The organism is Clostridium zhoujianii, from assembly GCF_051590805.1.
Lineage (GTDB): Bacteria > Bacillota > Clostridia > Clostridiales > Clostridiaceae > Clostridium.
Window position 1 is genome coordinate 332,918 of record NZ_JBPUTF010000001.1, and the last position, 23,062, is coordinate 355,979.

Annotated in this window: 17 protein-coding genes; 14 read left to right on the forward strand and 3 right to left on the reverse strand. The window is 30.0% G+C overall.

Features of this window, described 5'->3' with window-relative positions; translation table 11 throughout:
- Positions 1-462 precede the first annotated feature (462 nt).
- Positions 463-1,704 (forward strand): glycoside hydrolase family 3 protein, encoded by a 1,242-nt coding sequence (locus ACSYT2_RS01680; RefSeq protein WP_438382996.1) that lies wholly within the window; start codon positions 463-465, stop codon positions 1,702-1,704.
- A gap of 36 nt (positions 1,705-1,740) precedes the next feature.
- On the opposite strand, the gene ACSYT2_RS01685 is transcribed toward ACSYT2_RS01680, so the two are convergent.
- Positions 1,741-2,442, reverse strand: coding sequence for a helix-turn-helix domain-containing protein (locus ACSYT2_RS01685; RefSeq protein WP_430857059.1), 702 nt, complete (start codon positions 2,440-2,442; stop codon positions 1,741-1,743).
- A gap of 203 nt (positions 2,443-2,645) precedes the next feature.
- Between ACSYT2_RS01685 and ACSYT2_RS01690 the strand changes: the two genes are divergently transcribed.
- The 10 genes from ACSYT2_RS01690 to ACSYT2_RS01735 all read left to right on the forward strand — a co-directional run bounded on the left by ACSYT2_RS01690 (position 2,646) and on the right by ACSYT2_RS01735 (position 16,477).
- On the forward strand, positions 2,646-3,389 hold the full coding sequence (locus ACSYT2_RS01690; RefSeq protein ID WP_438382998.1) for a nucleotide-binding protein: 744 nt from the start codon (positions 2,646-2,648) through the stop codon (positions 3,387-3,389).
- Between the two features lie 43 nt (positions 3,390-3,432).
- Entirely contained in the window at positions 3,433-4,305 is an 873-nt protein-coding gene (locus ACSYT2_RS01695) for an ABC transporter substrate-binding protein (RefSeq protein ID WP_438383000.1), read from the forward strand.
- A gap of 1 nt (position 4,306) precedes the next feature.
- Positions 4,307-5,290, forward strand: coding sequence for a FecCD family ABC transporter permease (locus ACSYT2_RS01700; protein ID WP_438383002.1), 984 nt, complete (start codon positions 4,307-4,309; stop codon positions 5,288-5,290).
- Positions 5,291-6,103, forward strand: a complete 813-nt coding sequence (locus ACSYT2_RS01705; protein ID WP_438383004.1) for an ABC transporter ATP-binding protein — start codon at positions 5,291-5,293, stop codon at positions 6,101-6,103. It abuts the gene before it with no gap.
- A complete protein-coding gene (locus ACSYT2_RS01710) occupies positions 6,093-7,349 on the forward strand; it encodes a nitrogenase component 1 (RefSeq protein WP_438383006.1) in 1,257 nt (418 codons plus the stop codon). Before ACSYT2_RS01705 ends, ACSYT2_RS01710 begins: the two co-directional genes overlap by 11 nt.
- A gap of 2 nt (positions 7,350-7,351) precedes the next feature.
- The gene (locus ACSYT2_RS01715; RefSeq protein WP_438383007.1) at positions 7,352-8,551 is read left to right on the forward strand and encodes a nitrogenase component 1; all 1,200 of its coding nucleotides are present in this window, start codon (positions 7,352-7,354) and stop codon (positions 8,549-8,551) included.
- 29 nt (positions 8,552-8,580) lie between these two features.
- Positions 8,581-9,042: a HugZ family pyridoxamine 5'-phosphate oxidase gene (locus ACSYT2_RS01720; protein WP_438383009.1), complete on the forward strand. Its 462-nt coding sequence runs from the start codon at positions 8,581-8,583 to the stop codon at positions 9,040-9,042.
- A gap of 559 nt (positions 9,043-9,601) precedes the next feature.
- Positions 9,602-15,277: a beta-N-acetylglucosaminidase domain-containing protein gene (locus ACSYT2_RS01725; protein ID WP_438383010.1), complete on the forward strand. Its 5,676-nt coding sequence runs from the start codon at positions 9,602-9,604 to the stop codon at positions 15,275-15,277.
- A gap of 229 nt (positions 15,278-15,506) precedes the next feature.
- Positions 15,507-15,818, forward strand: a complete 312-nt coding sequence (locus ACSYT2_RS01730) for a PadR family transcriptional regulator (protein ID WP_430857069.1) — start codon at positions 15,507-15,509, stop codon at positions 15,816-15,818.
- 50 nt (positions 15,819-15,868) lie between these two features.
- Positions 15,869-16,477 (forward strand): DUF2812 domain-containing protein, encoded by a 609-nt coding sequence (locus ACSYT2_RS01735; RefSeq protein WP_430857070.1) that lies wholly within the window; start codon positions 15,869-15,871, stop codon positions 16,475-16,477.
- A gap of 54 nt (positions 16,478-16,531) precedes the next feature.
- Here the strand turns inward: ACSYT2_RS01735 and brnQ are convergent, their stop codons facing one another.
- Entirely contained in the window at positions 16,532-17,818 is a 1,287-nt protein-coding gene (brnQ, locus tag ACSYT2_RS01740) for a branched-chain amino acid transport system II carrier protein (RefSeq protein ID WP_438383012.1), read from the reverse strand.
- Positions 17,819-18,305: 487 nt separating this feature from the next.
- Here brnQ and ACSYT2_RS01745 point away from each other — a divergent pair, with 487 nt between their 5' ends.
- From ACSYT2_RS01745 to ACSYT2_RS01755, 3 genes are all read left to right on the forward strand, one after another.
- Positions 18,306-19,937, forward strand: a complete 1,632-nt coding sequence (locus ACSYT2_RS01745; RefSeq protein ID WP_438383013.1) for a M20/M25/M40 family metallo-hydrolase — start codon at positions 18,306-18,308, stop codon at positions 19,935-19,937.
- A 144-nt stretch (positions 19,938-20,081) separates the two neighbouring features.
- Entirely contained in the window at positions 20,082-20,981 is a 900-nt protein-coding gene (locus ACSYT2_RS01750; RefSeq protein WP_438383015.1) for an SPL family radical SAM protein, read from the forward strand.
- A gap of 64 nt (positions 20,982-21,045) precedes the next feature.
- Positions 21,046-22,044, forward strand: coding sequence for a hypothetical protein (locus ACSYT2_RS01755; protein WP_438383017.1), 999 nt, complete (start codon positions 21,046-21,048; stop codon positions 22,042-22,044).
- An 83-nt stretch (positions 22,045-22,127) separates the two neighbouring features.
- On the opposite strand, the gene ACSYT2_RS01760 is transcribed toward ACSYT2_RS01755, so the two are convergent.
- Positions 22,128-22,814, reverse strand: coding sequence for a hypothetical protein (locus ACSYT2_RS01760; protein ID WP_430857075.1), 687 nt, complete (start codon positions 22,812-22,814; stop codon positions 22,128-22,130).
- Between the last annotated feature and the right edge of the window lie 248 nt (positions 22,815-23,062).

A 23,062-nucleotide genomic window follows, 5' to 3' on the forward strand; every position in this document is an offset into this window, starting at 1 on the left:
TAACATATTAAGGAAAATTAAGGTTGAAAAAGTAGCTACATAACAGAAAAAATGATAAGTAGTTGAAAGTAGTCTTGAAATTGTGGTAAGGCTTTTTAATCAGAACGTATAATAGAATCAATAATATTACGTGAATTTAATATAGCATAATTTCAATAATGTAGTGAATAAGTTGAGAAGGTTAATGTTTAAGTAATTGAACATTAATCTTTTTTCATGTATTGAAATATTTATAAAAGCTAAGATAACTAGAATTGAATTTCACTCAATAATAAAAAGAATTGAAAAGATGAAAGATATAAATAAAATATATTAGCGCTGATATTATCACTAAAAAATAACAATTATGTTATTTTATCCTTCCTAACTGAGATAGCTTTGTTACATTTAAGGAGTAATATTAAATTAAGGAGGTAATGAAAAGGTTTTAATAAAGTAAAAATATTATAGGGGGAGATAGTAGTGAAGAAAACATTTGTAACATTAGCTCTTATCTTATCAATGATAGGGGGAGTATCAAGTAGCTCAAATAGCTTGGCAGAGGATAAAGGAATAGACATAAATCAAGAAGTACAGAAAAAGATAAGTATTATGACTATTGAAGAGAAAGTTGGACAGATGATGTTTTTTGGTGTAGACGGAACTAAGGTAGACCCTAAGACTATAAATCTTTTTGAAGATCAACATGCAGGAGGAATAATCCTATATGGATGGAGAAACTTCTGGGGAAAGGGCTATGAGGATAATATTAAGTATGTTAATGCACTTAAAAAAGCCAATAGTCAAAATAATGGAATTCCATTACTCATAGGATTTGATGAAGAGGGGGGAAGCTTATCTCATTTACCTCAAGAGCTTTTAAGAACACCTTATAAAGGTGAGATAGGTAATTTTAACGATTCAAGTCTAGCAGAAGGTATGGCTACATCCACAGCTAAGAAATTAAATTTATTAGGTATAAATACTGATTTTGGAACTGTTTTAGACATAAATACAAATAAGGATAATCCTATAATAGGAATTAGGTCTTATGGAGCTACAAAGGAAAAAGTAACTGAATTCGGGCTTAAAGAAATGAATGCTATTAAAAATGAAAATGTAATTCCAACCTTAAAGCATTTTCCAGGTCATGGTGATACAGAAGTAGATTCTCATGTAGGATTACCTTCATTAAATCATGATATAGATAGATTGAAAAATGTAGAGCTTGCACCATTCCAAGAAGCAATAAATAATGGGGCAGATATGATAATGACAGCACATATTATGTTACCTAAAATTGATGAAGAGTATCCAGCAACTATGTCTAAAAAGATATTAACTGGATTACTAAGAGAAGATATGGGTTATAAGGGTGTTGTAATAACTGATGACCTTGAAATGGAAGCAATAGCTAAGAATTGGGATCTTGGGGAAGCTGCAATTAAATCAGTTGAAGCAGGAACAGATATTTTATTAGTTTGTCATACATTAGAAAATCAACAAAAAGTATATAATTCTGTATTACAAGCTGTTATTGATGGAAAGATTGATGAGAAGAGAATAGATGAAAGTGTTGAAAGAATTCTATCATTAAAGTACAAATATAAACTTTCTGATAAGGCAGTTAAGCCAACTTTGGATGATATGTATAGTGTAAATAATTATATTTATGAGCAACTTAATAAGTACAATAAAAAAGTTGTAGATAATATGTATAATTAGAATGAAAAGCCAGGACAAATGTCCTGGCTTTTATTCTTATAGAGCTGCTTTATATTCAGATGGAGTAATCCCAGTTATTTTCTTAAAGGTTGTACTGTAATATCCTTGATTATTAAATCCAACATTTAATGCTACATCAAATAAAGTTAATGAAGGATTCTTCAAGAATATCTTACTTTTTTCTATTCTCCACATTGTTAGAAATTGAGTAAAAGTATAGCCAGTTTCCTTTTTAAACAAGTTACAAAAGTAGCATTTATTTATTTTTAAATCATGGCAGATCTTGTCCATAGATATATCTTCAAAATAGTTGCTATGGATATATTGGATAGCTCTATTAATAAAGGGGTTATAACTTTTATCATAAATATCATCTAATACTTGAGATAGTAAATTATTTATATATTTATAGGTGCTAGGGGGAAGTAAAGAAAGATTGTACTCTTTATTCTCACTATTATTATAAAAAGGTCCGATTAAAAAAAATAGTGGTTTATTTATGTTAAAAATATAGGGCTTGAGTAAAAAACTAATATTGTTATTATAGTCAAGCACTGAATAGGTATCTTCTAATTTATGATTACCTAAATTCTTAAGAATCTTTAAATTACTTATAATCTCTTCAGTAATATCTGTATGTCCACTCTTATTCAAAACATTATAGTTATTGTCTAATAAGTAAATAGGTAGCTTACAGCAGTTCTGGAAATTTTCTAAAACAGAATTTAAATAAAACATATATCTCTCCTTCAATAAAACTAAATATTTTTTAAATATAACTAAATATATTTGAAACTATTATATTTAAAACATGGTAATATCTAATTGTTATTGAAAATCAATTTCAATTAGATAAAAGTCATGTGTATATTATCTATCAGGGAGATAGGATTGTCAATTATACAAAGTCAAATAATTTATATTAATAAAGGAGAATTAACTTGAAGAAAATTGCGATTTACGGAAAAGGCGGTATAGGAAAATCAACAACAGTTTCAAATGTATCAGCAGCATTATCTACTTTAGGGTATAAGGTTATGCAGGTAGGATGTGATCCTAAGGCTGATTCAACAAAGAATCTAATGAAGGGGGAATTTATTCCAACAGTATTAGATGCTATGAAGAACAAGGGGGATGAATTAGAACTTAAGGATATAGTATTTGAAGGTTTTAATGGAGTTCTATGTGTTGAAGCTGGTGGTCCAACTCCAGGGGTAGGCTGTGCAGGAAGAGGGATTATAGCTGCCTTTGAACAATTAGAAGAGTTAAATGCCTTTGAAACATATAAACCAGATATAGTAATCTACGATGTTTTAGGGGATGTTGTCTGTGGCGGATTCTCAATGCCAATAAGAAATGGATATGCAGAGGAAGTATATGTAGTTACCTCAGGGGAAATGATGTCTATGTATGCAGCTAGCAATATTTCTACAGCTGTTAAGCAGTTTAAGAATAAGGGGTATGCGTCATTAAAGGGATTAATTTTAAATGCTAAGAATGTTGAGAATGAAGTTGAACTTGTAAATAAGTTATGTGATGAAATAGAAACTAAGATTATTCATTATGTACCAAGAAATCCATCAGTACAAGTAGCTGAAAATGATGGGAAGACTGTTATTGAATATGATAAGGACTGTGAAATGGCATCAGTTTATTTTAACCTTGCTAAAAAGATTATGGGATAAAGTGATTCTTTATAAAAATTAATAAATATAGGAGTGAATAAATATGATTAAAAAGTTAATGATAGCAGCTTTAATAGGTGTAAGTATTTTAGGGGTATCCTGTGGAAAAGCTACTACAGAGGTGGCAGAAGCAAAGAAGGTAGTAAGTGCAACAGTATCAGCAACACAAGTAATGGACAAGTTTGGTCTTGATTTAGTTGGAGTTCCAAAAACTAGTACAACTTTACCAGAAAGATATAATGGAGTTCAGGAAATAGGACAAGCGTTTGCACCTAATTTTGAAACTATAGTGTCATTAAATCCTGATTTATTAATTTTTGATATTAACTTTAAAGAAAAGGTAGAAAAGCAAGTTAGCGATTATGGAATGAATGCTTTTTACTTTAATACTAAAAGTTTTACTGAATTTAAGAATAGCATAATTGAATTAGGAGATTTAACAGGTAAAAAGAAAGAAGCGAAAAAAGTAGTTACAGAGCTTCAAGAATCTGTTGATAAAGTTTTAGCTAAGGGTAAAAAAAGTGATAGCAAACCAAAGGTTGCTATAGTATTTGGATCAGCTGAAAGTTATATGCTAGCTACAGATACATCATATGTAGGAGATTTATTAAATACAATTTGTGTAGATAATATCACTGATGATATAGATTCTGTTAATTCAGCTTATTTAAACTTTAGCATGGAACAAGTTGTGCAAATGAACCCAGATTATATATTAAGACTATCTCATGGTGATTTAGAAGAAAGTAAAAAAGCTTTTGAAAAAGAATTTGCAACTAATCCAGCTTGGAGTTCGTTAAAGGCTACTAAAGAAGGAAAGGTCTATGATTTAGATCCAGGATTATTTGCAGTAACAGCTAATCTTTCAGTAACTGATGCTATAGAAGAACTTGGAAAAATAATATATGGTGAGTAGTATGAAAGATAAATCTAAACTTATATTAATAGGACTTGGAGTACTAGTATTAAGTGCTTTAATAATAATTTTATCAGCTATAGGAAGTGTTAATTTAAGTCTTGGAGATATATTTTCAGCCTTGATTAATGGTGATAACAAGACGGTTTCAACAATTGTTTTACAAATGAGACTGCCAAGAAATATCTTGGCAGTGCTAGTTGGAGCTAACCTTGCAATATCAGGATGTTTACTTCAATCTGTAATGAAAAATCCATTGGCAGATCCAGGAATAACAGGGGTCTCCTCTGGGGCAAGTGTATTTGCAATAGTAATATTGCTTCTATTACCACAATATACAGGGATACTTCCTTTAGTTGCATTTATTGGAGGAGCATTGGCTTGTACAGTAGTGTATTTTATGGCATGGAAGAATGGATTAAAAGCAATAAGAGTTGTTCTTGCAGGGGTAGCAGTTAATGCAATCCTAGGTGGATTTATATCATTATTAACAACTTTATATAGTGACAGAATTCAAAGTGCATTATTATGGTTAAACGGAAGTTTAGCATCTAAAACTTGGAGTGATGTAAGGCTTGTAGCAATATATTCACTTATTGGTTTATCACTATCTTTATTATGTATTAGGGGAGCTAATGTTTTAAATTTAAGTGATGAATCTGCAACAAACCTTGGATTCAATGTTAATAAGACAAGAGTATTATTATCTGCTGTTGCAGTATTTTTAGCAGCAACCTCAACTGCTGTAGTAGGGATAATTAGCTTTGTTGGGCTAATAGTACCACATATAAGTAGGATGGTAATTGGATCTGATCACAAGTATACAATACCATTTTCTATGGTACTTGGAGGAATAGTATTGTTAGTTGCAGATACAATAGCTAGAACAATACTAGGTTCATTAGAATTACCAGTAGGTGTAGTTATGTCTATTGTTGGTGGGCCATTCTTCTTATATCTACTAAGAAAGAAAGGAGGAGAATAAATGATAGAAGCAAGAAATATAAAGGTTGGATATGAAGGTAAAACTATAATTCAAGATTTATCATTAAAGATAGGCAAAGGCGAGGTTGTTTCTATAATAGGTCCAAATGGATCAGGGAAATCAACCTTACTTAAATCATTATCAAAGCTTTTAAAGAGAGAGGCTGGAGAAGTTCTAATTTTAGATAAATCCATAGATTCAATGAAAAATAATGATGTAGCTAAAGCCTTATCTATGCTATCACAACAAAATTCTTCTCCTGAGGATATAACAGTAAAACAGCTTGTATATTACGGAAGAATACCTCATAAGAAATGGTTTGAATCAAAAAATACTGAAGATGAAGAAATAGTAAATTGGAGTTTAGAGCAAACTGGAGTAGCCCATTATGCTGATAGGAAGGTAGTAAGCTTATCTGGTGGGGAGAGACAAAGAGTTTGGCTTGCTATGGCTCTTGCTCAAAAAACAAAGATACTTTTCTTAGATGAACCTACAACATATTTAGATATGGGCCATCAACTAGAGCTTATGGAGTTAGTTCAGGAAATTAATAAGAAGTTTGATATGACAATTGTTATGGTATTACATGATTTAAATCAAGCTGCTAGATATAGTAGTAGGGTGGTAATTATGAAGGATGGGGAAATAGTTGCTGATGGCAAGCCGGAAGAAGTTATAGTTAAGGACATAATTCATTCTGTATACAATGTTAAATGCAGTATTCAGAAAGATCCTATTAACAATAAACCTCAGATTTACCCACTTGAAGTATGCTATAGGAATAAGGAGAGGTGCGATAACTGTGAATTATAGTTTAGATATATTAAATAGATTAAGTGAAATTAATGTGGATAAGGATATTAAGGGATTAAGTCATGCAATATTTCCCGGGACACATTGCCCATTATTTGGGGTAGCCCTTACAGCATCTTATGTTGAGAATTTAGCTATGTTAGTAGTAGGGACAAGCGAGTGTACATATTATACAAGAATATTCTCAAATAACAGACAGAAGGGTAATGATAATGTATATTCACTAGTTCTTAAGGAAAAGGATGTTGTCTTTGGAGCTGAAAAAAGTGTAAGAGAAGCATTGGAGTATATTAAAGAAAGCTCAAATCCAGATGGAATTATGATAGTTACTACTTGTGTTCCAGAATTAATTGGGGAAGATTATGAAGGAATAGTAGATGAAGTAGAGGATGAGCTTAATATACCAATTTTTGTTGTTAGAACAGAACATTATAAGTGTAATAGCCATATCCCAGGTATGGTTAGAGCTTTAGGTTCTTTTGTTAAGACTATGAAAAGTAGTAAAGAGCTAAAGGGGATAAATATATTAGGTCATAGACAAGAGGGAGTAAAGAATACTGAACTTGTTAAGTTACTTGATAAACATAATATAGAAATAAATACTATAATTCCATCTAAGTGTAAGGTTTCTGAAATTCAATTAGCACCAAGGGCAAAGCTTAATATTGTTACAGATATGATAGCATTAGACCTAGCTAAAAAGATGGAGAAAGAATTCAAAACTCCTTATATATTCTTTGACAAGCATATGAATAAAGAAGCTATAGAGTCAGCATATAAAAAGCTTGAAAAAGTTTTAGAAATAGATCTAACTTCAGATTTAAAAGAAATTAAAGAAGAGTATGAAGAGTTATTTGAGAAGACTAGAAAAATTTTAGGTGGTAAAAGCTTCGTTTATGGAAATACTCCAATGATGGCATTTGAAACTGCAGAATTCTTAGTTGAATTAGGATTAGAGCCTAAGTTAATACAAGTCAGAGAGTTATATGATGTAGATGTAAAGTGGAAAGATAGAATATTAGAATTAGGATTTGATCCTTATGTTACTAGAATTGCTAATATTGCACCTTTAAGAGAACTATATGATTCACTTAATGTAGAGCTTTATGTAGGTCATGAAAATCCTATGTTATTAAAGTCAAAGGGAATAATGCAAGTAACCTTAGACTCTAACGCACAAAAAATAGGATATGAATTACCTATTGGTATTATGAAAACTTTGATTGAGAAAGCAATGGAGGGCTAGTTATGAATATATATAAGTATTTCCCTGTAGCATCAGATAGAATGGGAATCATATGGACATTAAGCTCTATAGAAGATCTTTGTATTATAGAGTTTGGACCAGCTGGAACTACTCACTATGCAGTAGAATCAATTGGACAATTAAATGGAGAAGATTTAGCTACTATATATTCTACTCATATGGATGAAAGTGATATTACCTTTGGATCCTATGAAAGACTAGAGAATTCTATTAAAGAAGTAGATATTAATAAAAAGCCTAAATATATATTTGTTATGGCATCTTCTGTATCTTCAATAATTGGAGCAGATGTTAAGAGTATTTGCCGTGAACTACAAGCAGGAATTAATGCAAAACTTATACCAATTACAACTGGTGGCTTAAAGGATGACTATAATGTAGGTGTTGAATCTGCATTAGAGTTAATTGCAAAAAACATGGTTAAAGAATCTGATGAAAAAGAAGATAGATTTAATATTATTGGTAGCAATATTGATGGATATAACTTCTTATCTGATGCAGAAGAAATAAAAAGAATGATGAAGACTTTCTTTAATAAGGATTTAAACACAACATTCACAGCTTATACCTCTGTAGAAAAATTAGAGGAAGCTGGGAAGGCTTCATTAAATATTGTTATTAGAAAAGAGGGCTTAAAGGCTGCTGAATATATGAAAGAAAAGTTTAACATCCCATATGTTTATAAGAAGCCAATAGGATTAACTCAAAGTATAGCTTGGATTGAAGAAATAAAAGCTCTTATGAAATATGAAGTAAATGAAGAGGCTTTAAATGAAGAGATAGCTTTAATTAAGAAGTACTTATTTAGAATGAGATTTAAGTTAAGAGCATTAGATAATAAGGATGTAGGTATTTTTGCAGACTATGACACTGTTATATCTATGAAAAGTTTTATAGAAGAACTAGGTTTAAATGTAGATAGAGCAGAGGTACTTCATGGATGTAAAAAGGATAGAGATGACATCTTAATTAATTTAGGAGAACCAAGTAGATTAAAATACTTAAAGAAGGAGCTACTAATTTTAATGGGGGATGGTGCTACCTTAGACATGGCACATAGTAGCAAATTAGACCTTCAAATTAGTAATCCAAATATAAAAGCAAAAAATATATATCCTTATACCCCATATATAGGTTTTAGAGGATCTTTACTATTATTAGAAAAAATACTATCAGTTTAGAAATTATTAAAATTAGAGGAGAGATAAAAATGGAAAAATTATTAAATAAACAAAAAACATTAATTATAAGTGCACTAGATAAGGATAATAAGGCTAGAATTAGTTACTCACCCTTTGTACTTGATGGAGGAAAATTCTATATTTATATAAGTAAAATAGCAGAGCATTATAATAATATTGTGAATAATAATGAGATAAGCATAATGATAATAGAAGATGAACAAAATGTTGATATTACATTTGCAAGAGAGAGAGTTTCATTTAAAGGAACTGCAAGAGTATTAGAGGATAATCAAAAGATAATTGATAAGTTCAGTGAAAGACAAGGAAAATCTATTATGGATGTATTAGTAGGATTAGATTTTGATGTATTTGAAATTGAAGTTTCAGAAGGAAGATTGGTTAAGGGCTTTGGAAAAGCATTTGATGTAAAGATGGTTGATGGTGAATTTGTCACAGAGGCTGTAGTAATAGATAAGGGTCATAAATAGATAATAGTTATATTTCCCAAGGTTAATATGACAAGAATTAAATGATAAGTTAAGATATATTAAATTATTGTATAAAAAATATATAAAAAGGTTTACAATGGTAAAAATATGGCGTATAATGGAATAAAATTAATATTTAGAATATTTTGTATGGCGTGTTACCATTTGGGCACAAGCTTCCCTACATTTTGTAGGGGAGCTTTTTTTACTCCCTAGGAAATTATAATCATTATTAACTTGTGGATGATTTTTGTAAGTATGTATGTTATCAAAGTTATCCTAGCAGAGTAAAAAAATAAATATATGCGCCTGCAAGATTTTCCAAAGACAAGCTTTGGAAATGCAGATGCGCAAAAAAAATCGACGACTCGGCAAGCTCGTCTTGACGATTTTTTTATTTTACTAAATTAACAAACTACATTTTAAGATGAAAATATTTGAAGAAATATTTAAAACACCAGGGTTAAGACTTAAATAGTTGATAAGTTTAAATTAGCAGAAAAGATTTTGCTAATTTAAGTTTATATAAATTTTAAGAGGAGTGAAACAAAGAGTGATTATGAAGAAAAAAAGAAAACTAAAATCTATCATTTCATTTGCACTTGTAGGCTTAATTACTATAGGATTTGTTCCTGATATTGTTGTATCAGCCAAAGAGGATAGTAAAGAGTACAAGATCTACCCAAATCCACAATTAATAGAGTATACTGGTGGAAGTTTTGAAATTTCTAAGGATGTCAATGTAGTTTATGAAGGTGGAATTGATGTCTATACAAAAAGATTAGTGGAAGATATTTTAGAGATTAAAGGTAGAAGTAGTTCAGTATCAAATGAAGTAGTAGATGGAAAGACAAATATTCTTGTTGGTATTTATGGATCAGAAGAATATGTTGATAATTATTCTAAGAATAAAGATATTACTGGAGATACAGCATTATTTAATAAAAAAGATTCTCATGTTGTAAATATTAAGGATGATGTAATTTCTGTATTAGGTAGTGATACAGATTCAGCATTCTATGGACTTACTTCATTAAAACATATATTTAGACAAATATCTGGAGATAGTGTTTTAGAGTTGAGTATAAGAGATTATTCAGATGTACCTTTTAGAGGATTTATTGAAGGTTATTATGGAAATCCTTGGTCAAATGAAGATCGTGCTGAATTAATGAGATATGGTGGAGAGTTTAAGATGAATCAATATATCTTTGCTCCTAAGGATGATCCTTATCATAATTCAAAATGGAGAGAGTTATATCCAGAAGAAAAACTAGGAGAAATTGCTGAGTTAGCTAAGGTTGGAGAAGAATCAAAGAATAGATATGTTTATTCATTACATCCATACATGTCAAATCCAGTTAGACATGGAAGTGAAGGTACATATAAAGAAGATTTAGAAATTATAAAAAAGAAGTTTATTCAATTGATGGATGCAGGAGTTCGTCAGTTTGGTATTTTAGCAGATGATGCTGCAGTGCCTGCTGGTGGTGCAGAGAGCTATGTTAGGTTAATGAAGGATTTAACAGATTGGCTAGAAACAATGCAAAGTCAATACTCAGGATTAAAGAAAGAAATGATTTTCTGTCCAAATGATTACATGGGTAATGGTGGGTCAGAACAATTAAAAATAGTAAATAAGATGCCTCAATCAGTAAGTATTGTTATGACTGGAGGTAGAGTATGGGGAGAAGTTTCAAACGAATTTGTTAATAACTTCTACAATAATATTGCTAGTGAAGGAAATCAAGGAAGAGGACCATACATGTGGATTAACTGGCCATGTACAGATAATTCAAAACAACATTTAATTATGGGTGGTAATGATACTTTCTTACATCCAGGAGTAGATCCAGAAAAGATCCAAGGTATTGTACTTAACCCAATGCAACAGTCAGAAGCATCAAAGTCAGCTATTTTTGCAAATGCTGATTATGCATGGAATGTTTGGGAGACTAAAGAAGAAGCAGATCAAAACTGGAATGATTCATTTAGCTATATGGATCATTTAAATATTAATGATACAGAAGGATCTGTAGCTTTAAGAGAATTAAGTAAGCATATGATAAATCAAAATATGGATGGACGTGTTACTAAATTAGAAGAATCTATAGAATTAGCACCAAAGCTAAATGCTTTTAAAGAAACATTAGAATTAGGTGAGTCAATTAAAGGACAAGCAGAAGAACTAATTTTAGAATTTAATAAATTACTAAATGCTGCAAAGACTTATGAAGCAAAAGCAGGAAATAAGAGAACTCTTGGACAAATTCAATATTGGATTGATTCTTGGAAGAATACAGCTACTGCTAATATCGCATTATTAGAGGGATTAATTGAATTTGAAGAAGAAAATTATGATAATGTTTGGGATAAATATTCATTAGCACAAAGTGAATTTGAGCAATCAAAAACACATTCCTTCTGGTATGTAGATCATTATGAAAATGCTGAGGTAGGGGTGCAACATATAGTACCATTTACTAAAACTCTATTATCTGATTTAGGAAATAAGGTAACTGGTATTCTAGATCCTACAAAGGTAATTACAACAGCAATTTCTAATCGTAAAGCAGATTCAGGGAAGTTAAGTGATCTTTTAGATAAAGATTTAAAAACAGAAGTTGCCTTTAAAAATCCAAACACAATTGCAATAGGAGATTATGTTGGAATTAAATACAATAAGGAAGTTAAAATTAATAATGTAACTTTCAATATGGGATTAAATGCTAACGTGGCAGATACATTCAAGAAAGCAAAGTTACAATACACTGTTGATGGCAAGGAATGGCTTGATATAGAAGGAACTAATTTTGTTGGAAATGAAAGTGAAATTACTGTAGATAACTTAGATTTAACAGCAAGAGGAATTCGTTTAATTGCAACTGAGGAGAAGAAGGGAACATGGTTTGGATGTCGTGAAATCCTAGTAAATGAAAAGATAGAAGAACCAGAAGGACCATCCTTTGAAAGTAAAGGAATTTACAACACTGAAGTTATGAGTATTAAGGGTGGATCTATTACAAATCTTACTGATGGAAATGAAGGTACATTTGCTCATTTCGCCAAAGGCCCTTATGTATCAGGAGATCCAGATAGAGATACTACTCCAGTAGGAGCATGGGTAGGTTTAGAATTTGATAAGGCAATTACCTTAGGGGAAGTAAAGTTTGTTCAAGCCACAGGAGATAAAATTCTAAAGGGAGAATTAGAATATAAAACAGAAGGTGGCGAATGGTTACCTGTTCCAGGAGCAACATATGCAGGGGAAGGAACCTATACACATACCTTTAATGATGAGGTTATAGCAAAAGGAATTAGACTAAGAAATACTGAAAAGATTAATAAATGGTGGCAAGTAAAAGAGATTACTGCCACAGAAAGAGGTACAGCAGTCCTTGGTAAAGATATTATTAAAACAGATATTTGGAGTGTATATAGAGGGCCAGAAAGTAACTTAACTGATGGTAGTGATAATACATTCGTTTGGTACGATCCAGATGGTTCAACTCAAGCAAATCTTGATGCATCTATTCCAGGAGATTTCATAGGATTAGATTTAGGGCGTGTGGCTCATATTGGAGAAGTTAGAATTGTTGTTGGAGCTGGAGATGGTGATAAGTGGAAGAAGTATCACTTAGAATATTCAGAAGACAATGTAACTTGGAAGACCTTTAAGTCATACTCTGGTTTAAATAGTGGAAAAGACATTATTGAGGAAGATTTCAAAGGTAAGGAAGCACGTTATATTCGTCTTGTTAATGATGAGAGAGTAGGTGCTTGGGTAAAATTCTCAGAGTTTAGTGTTAGTGAAAGTTCTACTCCTGGTTGTGTAGATTATACATATACCAATGTAGATTCTTATAAAACAATTATTAATGATTTTGGTAAGGATTTTGCATCATTACTTGTTGATGGAAGCTATACACTAAAGGAAAATGAATATATTGGAGTTGTATTTGATAGAATTAGAGATTTAAGAGAAATAAAATTAGATGGTACAACTTTAGATGGATTAAAGCTTCAAGTTTCTAATAATGAAATTGAATGGATTGATGTAACAGATAAAAAGGATTTATCTAATGGACGTTATATTCGTTTAATTAATGATAGCAACAGTGATAAGACTTTTGAATTATCAAGATTTGAAGTTTATACAAATGAAATTAGTGGACCATCCTTTATAAGTTCTAATATTGCTCTTGGTGATACAAGTAACGATTCAAGGAAAAATGGTTCATTAGGAAATTTATTTGATGGAGACTTAAAAACAGCATCATGGTTTACAGGATTACCAAAAGAAGGACAAACTATTGAGTACGATTTAGGACAAGAACGTAGAATTAATTCCTTAAGACTTTATGTATTAGACTCAGAAAGAGATTACCTACGTGATGCAGTTATTGAAGTTTCTAATGATAAAAAGGATTGGAAAACTGTACTTACAATTGGTGATGGAGTAGAAAATACAGCTGAGGTTGATAATCCAATTAATGAAGGATACACCCATGATACATCTAATCCAGGTAATGCTTATGTAGAGTCAAAAGATTTAGATTTAATAGGAAGATATATGAGGATTAGAATTACAGCACCTTATAATAGAAGATGGGTTAAGGTTAATGAAGTTTTAATCAATGGTGGAGAATATGTTAAGGAAAATAATGATCCAACCTTTGAAAGTAGTGTAATTGAAGAAAGAGGACATGGAGCAGAGAAATTACTTGATGGGGATATATTAACATCCTTTAAGCCAAGTGCTGCTAATGGATCTTTAATTTATCGTTTATCAGATAATACCAATGTTAAATTAATTAATATTATTCAAAATGGTAATAGTATTTCTAATGCAAAGGTATTAGGACGTGTTCCAAGTAGGAATAGAGCAGGAAAAACTGAATGGGTTGAATTAGGTATTTTAGATAAGAGTTTAAAAACTATATACAATCCTTTTAATGAAAATCTATTTGAAATTAAAATTGAATGGGGAGATGTAATCCCAACAATTTATGAAATGATTTCTTTAACAGATGAGAATTTATTACCAAGTCGTACTGAATTACAAGAGGTGGTAGATAATCTAGAAGAGTTAAATGCTGAGTCATATACAGTTTCATCATTTACAGTATACGAAGAAGCAATAGGAAAAATGGTTAGTATTCTAACTAAAGAAAATAATGCAACACAAAATGATATAGACCAATCAATTATTTCTTACAATGCAGCTAGAAATTTATTAGCAAAACGTGGCGATGTAAGTATATTAGATAAGTTATTGAAATCAGATGACTATACTAAATTAAATGAAAAAGATTATACTCCAGAAAGTTGGACAAACTTTAAAGCTGTAGTTTCAGAAGCAGAAGAGATGATTGCTGATAATTCAAACGTAACTGAAGCTGATGTGAAGGAAATGGAAATCAATCTAGCAACAGCTAAGGCAGGTTTAATAGAATCAGATTTAGTTGTATCATTTAAAAATTTACAGGCTTTAATTGATGAATATTCAAATTTAAATCCTGAAGATTACACAGAAGAAAGCTTTGCAGAATTTAATAATGTTTTAGATAAGGCTAAGACTATGGCAAAGGAAGAAAAAGCTTCCCTTGATGAAGTTAGAGCTATGATTACAGAATTAAAAAGAGCTAGAGCTAGCTTAGTAGCATCAGATATTGTAAAGGATAAGACTCCTTTAGAGTCTGCTATTGCAGGATTTGATGAAAATAAATATACAACAAGTTCTTGGAAAGACTTTGCTGATACACTAGAAGAAGCAAAAGCAGCTCTTAAAAATGAAAAACTAACAAACAAGGAAATGAATGAGCTTATTAAAAAGCTAAATGAAAAAGCTAAAGTTCTTGTTGTTAAAGGTGATATTAGTATATTAGAAGCTTTAGTTGCAGAGTTTGAAAAACTAAATCCTAAAGATTACACAGCAGAAAGCTGGAAGGGATATGAAGAAGCAATTAGAGAAGCTAAGAAGTTAATAGGAAATAGAGATGATTTAACTCAAGAAGAAATAAATGAAGTGTTAGTGAAAGTAGAGTTAGCAAAATCAAATTTAGAATTATTTAAAGAAGCTGACCAAAATACAGGAGATAATAATACTAGCAATAGTGATAGTATTACTAAGACTGGAGATAAGGCTAACATTGGTATTTATTTAGGACTTGCTGTACTTGCTTTAACAGGAACTGCAGTGGTTATGAGAAAGAAAAGTGAAGTATTAAAATAATAAGTTTTCTAAGTAAGTAGATAAATAAGGATAATAAATATAAACAACCAGGGCAATTGCCCTGGTTGTTTTATTTAAATGGATAAAGGTTTTGGTTAAGATGTGAGGGGATCATTTATAAGAAATAATACCAAATTTAGATGGACATTATATATAAATATGTAATATAATGGAACTATAATATATCATGATGAAATGTAATTAAACAAAATCTATAGAGGTGAATTATATGGAGTTAAAAAAGGTATTAAAGACTTATTTACCAATGACAGAAACAATGTACTACATTTTATTGTCATTAAAAGAAAAAAGACATGGATATGGAATAATGCTACATGTAGAAGAAATAACAAATAAAAGAATTAAAATTGGGGCAGGGACAATATATAATTCCCTATCTAAATTAGAAAAGGATAAATTGATCCTTGTAGTAGAAGAGCAAGAAAGAAGAAAAATATATGAAATAACTGAATTGGGAAGAGAAGTATTAAAAAGAGAAATTACAAGGCTTGAAGAGTTACTAAATAATGGAAAGGTGTAATCTGTGAAACTATGGTATTGAGGTAAATTGAGATTATGGAGGTGTAATTTATGGATAACAATATTAACACTGAGGATAAGGAAAATATTTTAGTTGAGAAGTATATTATTAGTCTTGTAGATTATGAGAATTATGAGAACTGGTTAGAAGAAAAAGAGTCAGAAGGCTGGAATTTAAGAGAAGTGAAGTATACTAAGGCATCAATTGAAGCAAAAGCTAGTATTTCAGGTGAGCATATATTTCATAAGGGTCAAGAGAGAAAGATCAGGTATTGTTTAGATTATAAATTTATAGCTGAAAAAGGCTATGAAGAAATATTCAAAGATTTCGGCTGGAACTTAGTATCTAAGGGGAAGGACTACTGGTTATGGTCAATGGAATATGAGGGGGAAAGACCAGAAGCTTTCGATAGAATTGATCTTATGAAGGAAAGGTGCCATAAATATATAAGTAGTTTAATAAGAGATATTATTTTATATAGTATTACCTTAATGTGTATGATTTTGCTATTTACTGAATCAACTCAGTGGTCAGGTTCATTTTATATTATTTTTATAAGTGGTTATTTAGTAGCTAGAGTTATCTATAGATGGAGTGACCTAAGATATATAGGAGTATATCTAAAAAAGAAAAGGATAATAGAAGGATATAGAAAGTAAAGTTATGGAATAAAAAAGGAGGCTTCACTATCAGTAGAAGCCTCCTTTTTATTCTTATTTATCAGTTACCACATTCTTATTAACACCACTTATAATAAATCCAATAACTCCACCAATTATAGCTGGTAGTAGCCAGTTAAATCCAAGGTTTGCAAGGGGTAATTTATTTACAAAGTCCATATTCATTCCTAAGCTATTAGCTACAGTAAGTAAGCTAGTTAAAAGAGTTGCATAGGCTGCACCTTTATAAATTTCACTTCTATTAAATACATTTCTAAAGCAGTTCATTAATACTAGAACTATTGAAACAGGATAAATTACTGTTAATATTGGAGCAGAGACAGATATAAGCTTATCAACTCCAAGGATAGACATTACAGTACTAAATACACATATAAAGATAACTACATAATTATATTTTAACTTTTTATTACTTACATCTTCAAAGAATTTACCAGTAACAGAAGTTAAACCAATTGCTGTAGTAAGACATGCAAATATTACTACTACACTTAACATTATTGTACCCCCATTACCTAAAAGGGAATTAGTTATATTAATTAATAATGCAGTCTGAGATATACTTGAATCATAAACATTAGATACAGTAGCTCCTAAGTAAGCTAAACCACCATATACTAGAGCAAGACCTATACCAGCAATAACAGATGATTTAATAGTTAGTCCAATAGTTTCTTTTTTACTATATCCCTTTATTAAGAATGAAGTAATTACAAGAGCTGCTATTCCACCTGTTCCTAAAGGATCCATAGTTTGATAGCCCTGAGTAAGACCATTCATAAACAAATTAGTAGTTTCTATATTAGTATTTAAATCTCCAATAGGTGATACTATTCCTTTTATAATTAATATAGCTAAAGCAAGTAGTAATACTGGTGTTAAAAACTTACCTAGTATATCCATAACTTTAGTAGGGCGAATAGTTAAAATAAGTACTACTCCGAAAAATAACACTGAGAATAAAATTGGATTAAATCCGTTAAATAAAGGTTGTATACTCATTTCAAAAGTTGTAGCTGCTGTTCTTGGTACTATAAGTATAGGGCCAAGGCAAAGCATTATAATAATTTCTAAAGTAAGTCCAAATTTCTTTCCTGCTCGTCCAAGTACAGCTTGGAATGAACCAGATTTTGCAATAGCAATCATAGCTATAAGTATAAGTCCAACATCTGAGAATATAAAGCCTAAGAAGCTTACAATCCAGTTGCTACCAGAAGTCATTCCAATATAGGGAGGGAATATTAAGTTACCTGCTCCAAAGAACATTGAGAATACTGCAAAAGCAATAATTATAATATCTTTAGTTTTATTTTTATTCATATTAATACCTCTTTCATATTTTATATAATAAAAGCCACATAGTAGTTACTATGTGGCTTTAAGGCCTAGGATTAAAAAAACCACATAGTGTTTATCTATGTGGCTTTGCATAACAAATTAACTCTAGCCTTCATAGATACAAACAAGTAGAACGTTTGTATCTATGATTAATATATTAATCCATAAATACAAACTAACTAAAAAAGCTAAAGTAAAACATATTAAGTTTTAGCCTATTTGGTAAGTTTATATTTTTCATCATCATTAAAACCTCATTTTGTATAAAAATATACATATTTCATAACAATTATATATAAAATATTTTAAAATAGCAATAAAAAATTAAAAATCATAAGAATGTATTTAAGAGAATTTTAATTTCACTTACAAACTATTTGATTATCAAAGTATTTTCTGATATTATCTTTTTTAAGACATGCTATATTGCAGTCAACAAATAAATAGAAAAAATAAGTTAGGAGATATTATGAAGAAAAAAGGAATTATTTTATTAACATTAGCAATTATAATAGCAGCAGCTTTAGGGATATTTTCACAATACATACCAAAAGCAAAGAATAGTAATGATACTGGATTTTCTGCAGAGAGGGCTAAGGAGCATATAAAGACAATTGCTAAAGAGCCACATTCTATATATAATCAAGAAGCTTTAGGGAAAGTTAGGGAATATATTTTACAAGAATTAAAAGAGATTGGATTAGATCCAGAAGTCTTTACCTATGAAAATGTTAAAGATAGAAATGGTGATTTACAAACAATAAACAATATATATGCAAAAATAGATGGTAAGAAAGGTGAAGATGGAAGTTATATACTACTTGCATCACATTATGATTCTTCACCTAAAAAGAGAAGTGGAGAAGATAATAATTCACATGGTGCAGCAGATGCTGGATATGGTGTATCAACAATTTTAGAGATACTAAGAAATATTAAAGAAAGCGGAAGTCCTTTAGAAAATGGAATTAAGATATTGATTACAGATGGGGAAGAGATGGGATTACTTGGTGCAAAGGAAGAGATGAATAAGAATTTTTCTAATTATGAAAATGTATCCTTTGTAGTTAACATGGAAGCAAGAGGAATTAAAGGCCCTGCATTAATGTTTGAAACTGGTGAAAATAATGAGAAGGTTATTGAACTATATAAGAATGCAAAGCTTCCAGTTTCATATTCTCTTGCTGCAGATATATATAGAAAGATGCCAAATGGAACTGATTTTACTGAGTTTATAAAAAAAGGGATTAATGGAACAAACTTTGCTGTATTAAATAATTTAGATTATTATCATACAAATTCAGATATATATGAAAATATTAATGAGAGAAGTATACAACATTATGGAGAACAGGTACTACCAATGGTAGAGGAGTTTGTATATTCAGAAAAATATTCAGATATAGATTATTTTAAGGCTGATCAAGATAGAATATTCTTTACAATACTACCAAATGTATTTATTAATTACTCAACTACAATTGCAATAATAGCATCTATTGTAGCAGTAATAATACTTGCTATGATTATTAAAAATAGTAGAATTTCCATTAAGAGTTTATTAAAATGGACTGGAATTTGGATTGGGCTAGGAATTGGAGCATTAGTTATAGGTTTAGTTATATCATATATTATATCTATTTTTACAAAGGTTAAATTTAGCTTGACCTATATGCCTAATATAGCAGGAGACAACATAATTACTTTAATTGCAGTAGCTGTTTTAATAGTTATATCAACTATAGTTGCAAAATATTTAGTAAGAGAGAAAGATGATAAAGATGCTATGATTTTAGGTGGATTATTATTTAATACAATTTTAATGACAGTATTTATGGTTGTTTTACCAGGAGGTTCATATTTATTCCTATGGCCAATAGCACTAGTAATAATATCTATCTTATTAAAAGGTATGATACCTGGGAAGAATGGTAAGTATATATTATTAGCACCATTAATCTTTACTGTAACAATGTATATTCCAGTAATATTTAATATATATACAGCATTAACTATTGGTTCATTAGGAATAACTTTATTATTAACTTTAATAGCAATATCAATAATTATTCCTTTAGGAAATTATATATTATCAGAGTAGATTTTATAGGCTGCACACTATCTAATAGTGTGCAGTTTTATTATTTTCTTGTTTTTCATAAGGGAAGAAGTAAAGTATAATATAAATAGGAAGGTTCAGGAAAAACTAAAGGGTAAAATATTGATTTTTAGGTGGAGGTTATAGATGGATAAGGTATCATTTAAAGAAGAGATTTGTAAGAGTGGGTTAACAAAGCTAAAAAGAAAGATACCCTATGGATGGGATTTAAATATTTATAGAGGCTGTCAACATGGCTGTAAGTACTGCTATGCAATCTATTCTCATAAGTATTTAGATTCAGAAGATTTCTTTAGGGATATTCATATAAAAACTAATATAGTAGATGAGTTAGAAAAAGAATTAATGAATAAGAGCTGGAAAAGAGAGGTCATAAACATTGGAGGAGTAACAGATAGCTATCAACCAGCAGAGGATAAATATAAGCTTATGCCTGAAATATTAAAGCTTCTTATTAAGTATAAAACACCAGCTATAATTTCTACCAAATCAAAGCTTATATTAAGGGACTATGACTTGATAGATGAGCTATCAAGAATTACCTACGTAAATGTTGCAGAAACCATAACTACTATGGATGAGGAAGTTAGAAAAAAGGTTGAACCCTTTGGAGCAACAAGTTTAGATAGGTTCAATGTATTAAAGGAATTTAGTAAAACTAATGCAAGTACTGGTTTACATGTAATGCCCATAATTCCTTACATTACAGATAGTTATGAGAATTTTGATAGTATGTTTAAGATGGCAAAGGAATGTAAAGTAGATTATGTACTTCCTGGAACTTTATATTTAAGGGGAAATACTAGGGCTGTATTTTTTACTTTTATTAAAAAGGAGTTTCCAGATTTATATGAGCCTTTAGAATTGTTATATAAAAAAGGTGGAGCAGGTAAGGAATATAAAGAAAAACTATATCTAGTGGTAAATGAATTAAGGAATAAATATAATCTTTCAAGTAGTTATACAAAGCCTATGAAAGAGAAATTAAATCAAGGGTTGAGTACTCAATTATCATTATTTGATTAATGATAGGAATTTGTAAGCAACTATTGCTATAATTAATTTACAGAAAATAAAGAGGAGAAAACTTATGAAGAAGAAAGGTATCTTTATTATACTTGCTATTATAGTAATATTAATTCCAATAGGGATAGTATCTCTAATATATTCCAAGGATAATACAGAAGAGGAGAATAAGGGTACAAATATAACAGCCATAGAGTTTAATGATTACTTTGAAACTTTTAAAGAAGAAACCCAAGAGTATATTATAGGAGATGCTGAAGAAGAGCTTAAGGATATAGTTTCAAAGTCTTCAGAAGCAATACAAAGTAACAATACAGAAGCTTTCCCATTACTAAAAGTTGAGATAGAGGCATTTAAAGAAAAAGTTACTACTATAAATAAAGAAAATCTAAATAAGATTATAGAGGAAGTTAAGGCATTAGATATTTCCACCTTATCTGAGGAGAAAAAGAAGGAAATCCAAGTTGATATAGATAAGGCTGAAGGTTATATAAAAAATAACTATTTCAAATCTGCAAATATTATATTAGAGAGTTTTGTAGATAGAATTAAAAGTGAAATAGGTATGGTTACTTATAAAGATATTAATGGAAGCTATTTAATTGAGTATAAAAACAAGGTTGGAACTTTAGTTGGACAAAGCATTGTAGTAGTTAACATTATAAATGAAGAGGAAATGGAAATTATAAATGCTAGTGGTAATGTGACAGAAGGCTTCTATATAGGTGAAGATAATAGGAAGGTAGACTTTGATTATTATACTGAAGAAGATATTAAGAATCATGGAATGATAAAGGCGGACTATCAGTTTGGTATCTTTAAGAAAAGTGAAGATAATATATGGGAGGGGAGTATAAACCCCTATGTTCTAATTACAAATTTAGCTAATAGAAGTCAGGTGAATAATGGCAAGTCCATATTTAATAATAAGAAAACATATAAAGCTAAGATTGTTATTCAAGAGGGGAAGTTAATTATTACCTATGATAATGGTAGAAGTTATACTATGGAGAAGGTTTCAGATAGCTTAAATGCAGACGACATTCTTAAGATAAAACCTTAAAAGGATTGATTGTGAAAATTAATTATAAAAAATGCAGTAAACAATGCATGATGTTTACTGCATTTTTTGCATATAATCAAGAATTATTTTCCTTTGAAATATGCCTCTTGAGTCTCAGAATCACCAATTACTATTGTGTAATCAGTACATCCTTTTGGTATTTGGAAAACAAAACAACTTTTTGTAGGTACATCTGGTTTTAATACTGGATCTTCAATATAATTAATAGGGAAATTCCAAGTGCTTATACTAAAAAGTATTCCATCGTAGACTAAGCCATTGCCATCATTTCCTCTTATGGAACTAGTAATGTTAGGTGAAGGACCAAACTCATCATGAGGGAAGTCATTAGGGATTGTAAGACTATATTCAACAACAGCGTATTCAAGCAAACTACTATCAAGAGAAGCAACTGTAAGACCATAGTCACTAGCATTATATTCATCTACTATCTTCTGAGCAGCATCCCCTCGAACAATACTATCTAATGAAACCTTTACAGTACCAGTTTCTAGTGAATCGTTTTTACTAAGTATACTAGGAATAAGCATAGATGCAAGTCCTGTTTCACCAATGTTTAATTTTGAGTCAATACTTGATTCTTTAGCAGTAGTATTTGTAGCTACTGGCTTTTCTTCTTCAGGTTCTTTGGCAGTGTCTTCAACTTGTGGAGTTGTAGTATCTGGCGTAGGTTCTTTTTTATCACCACATGCTACTAAGGTTACTGATAACATAGCAACAAGAAGTGAACTAAGTATTTTTCTTTTCATAATTATATCTCCTTTGTATAAATATATAAATTTACTTATCTGTTGTTCGGTTAATATTACCAAACATAAACAATATTAACATATTATATTACAAAATTAAACAAAAATTTCAATTTTATTTAAATTTAAGTGATGAAAATTGTTAGAATAAAGAAGATGGAAATATAAATATAAGAATAAATACTTAGGGAAATTGTTTTATTTCTAAAATTTAGTATACTAATAAATAAAAGAATTAAATTTAAACT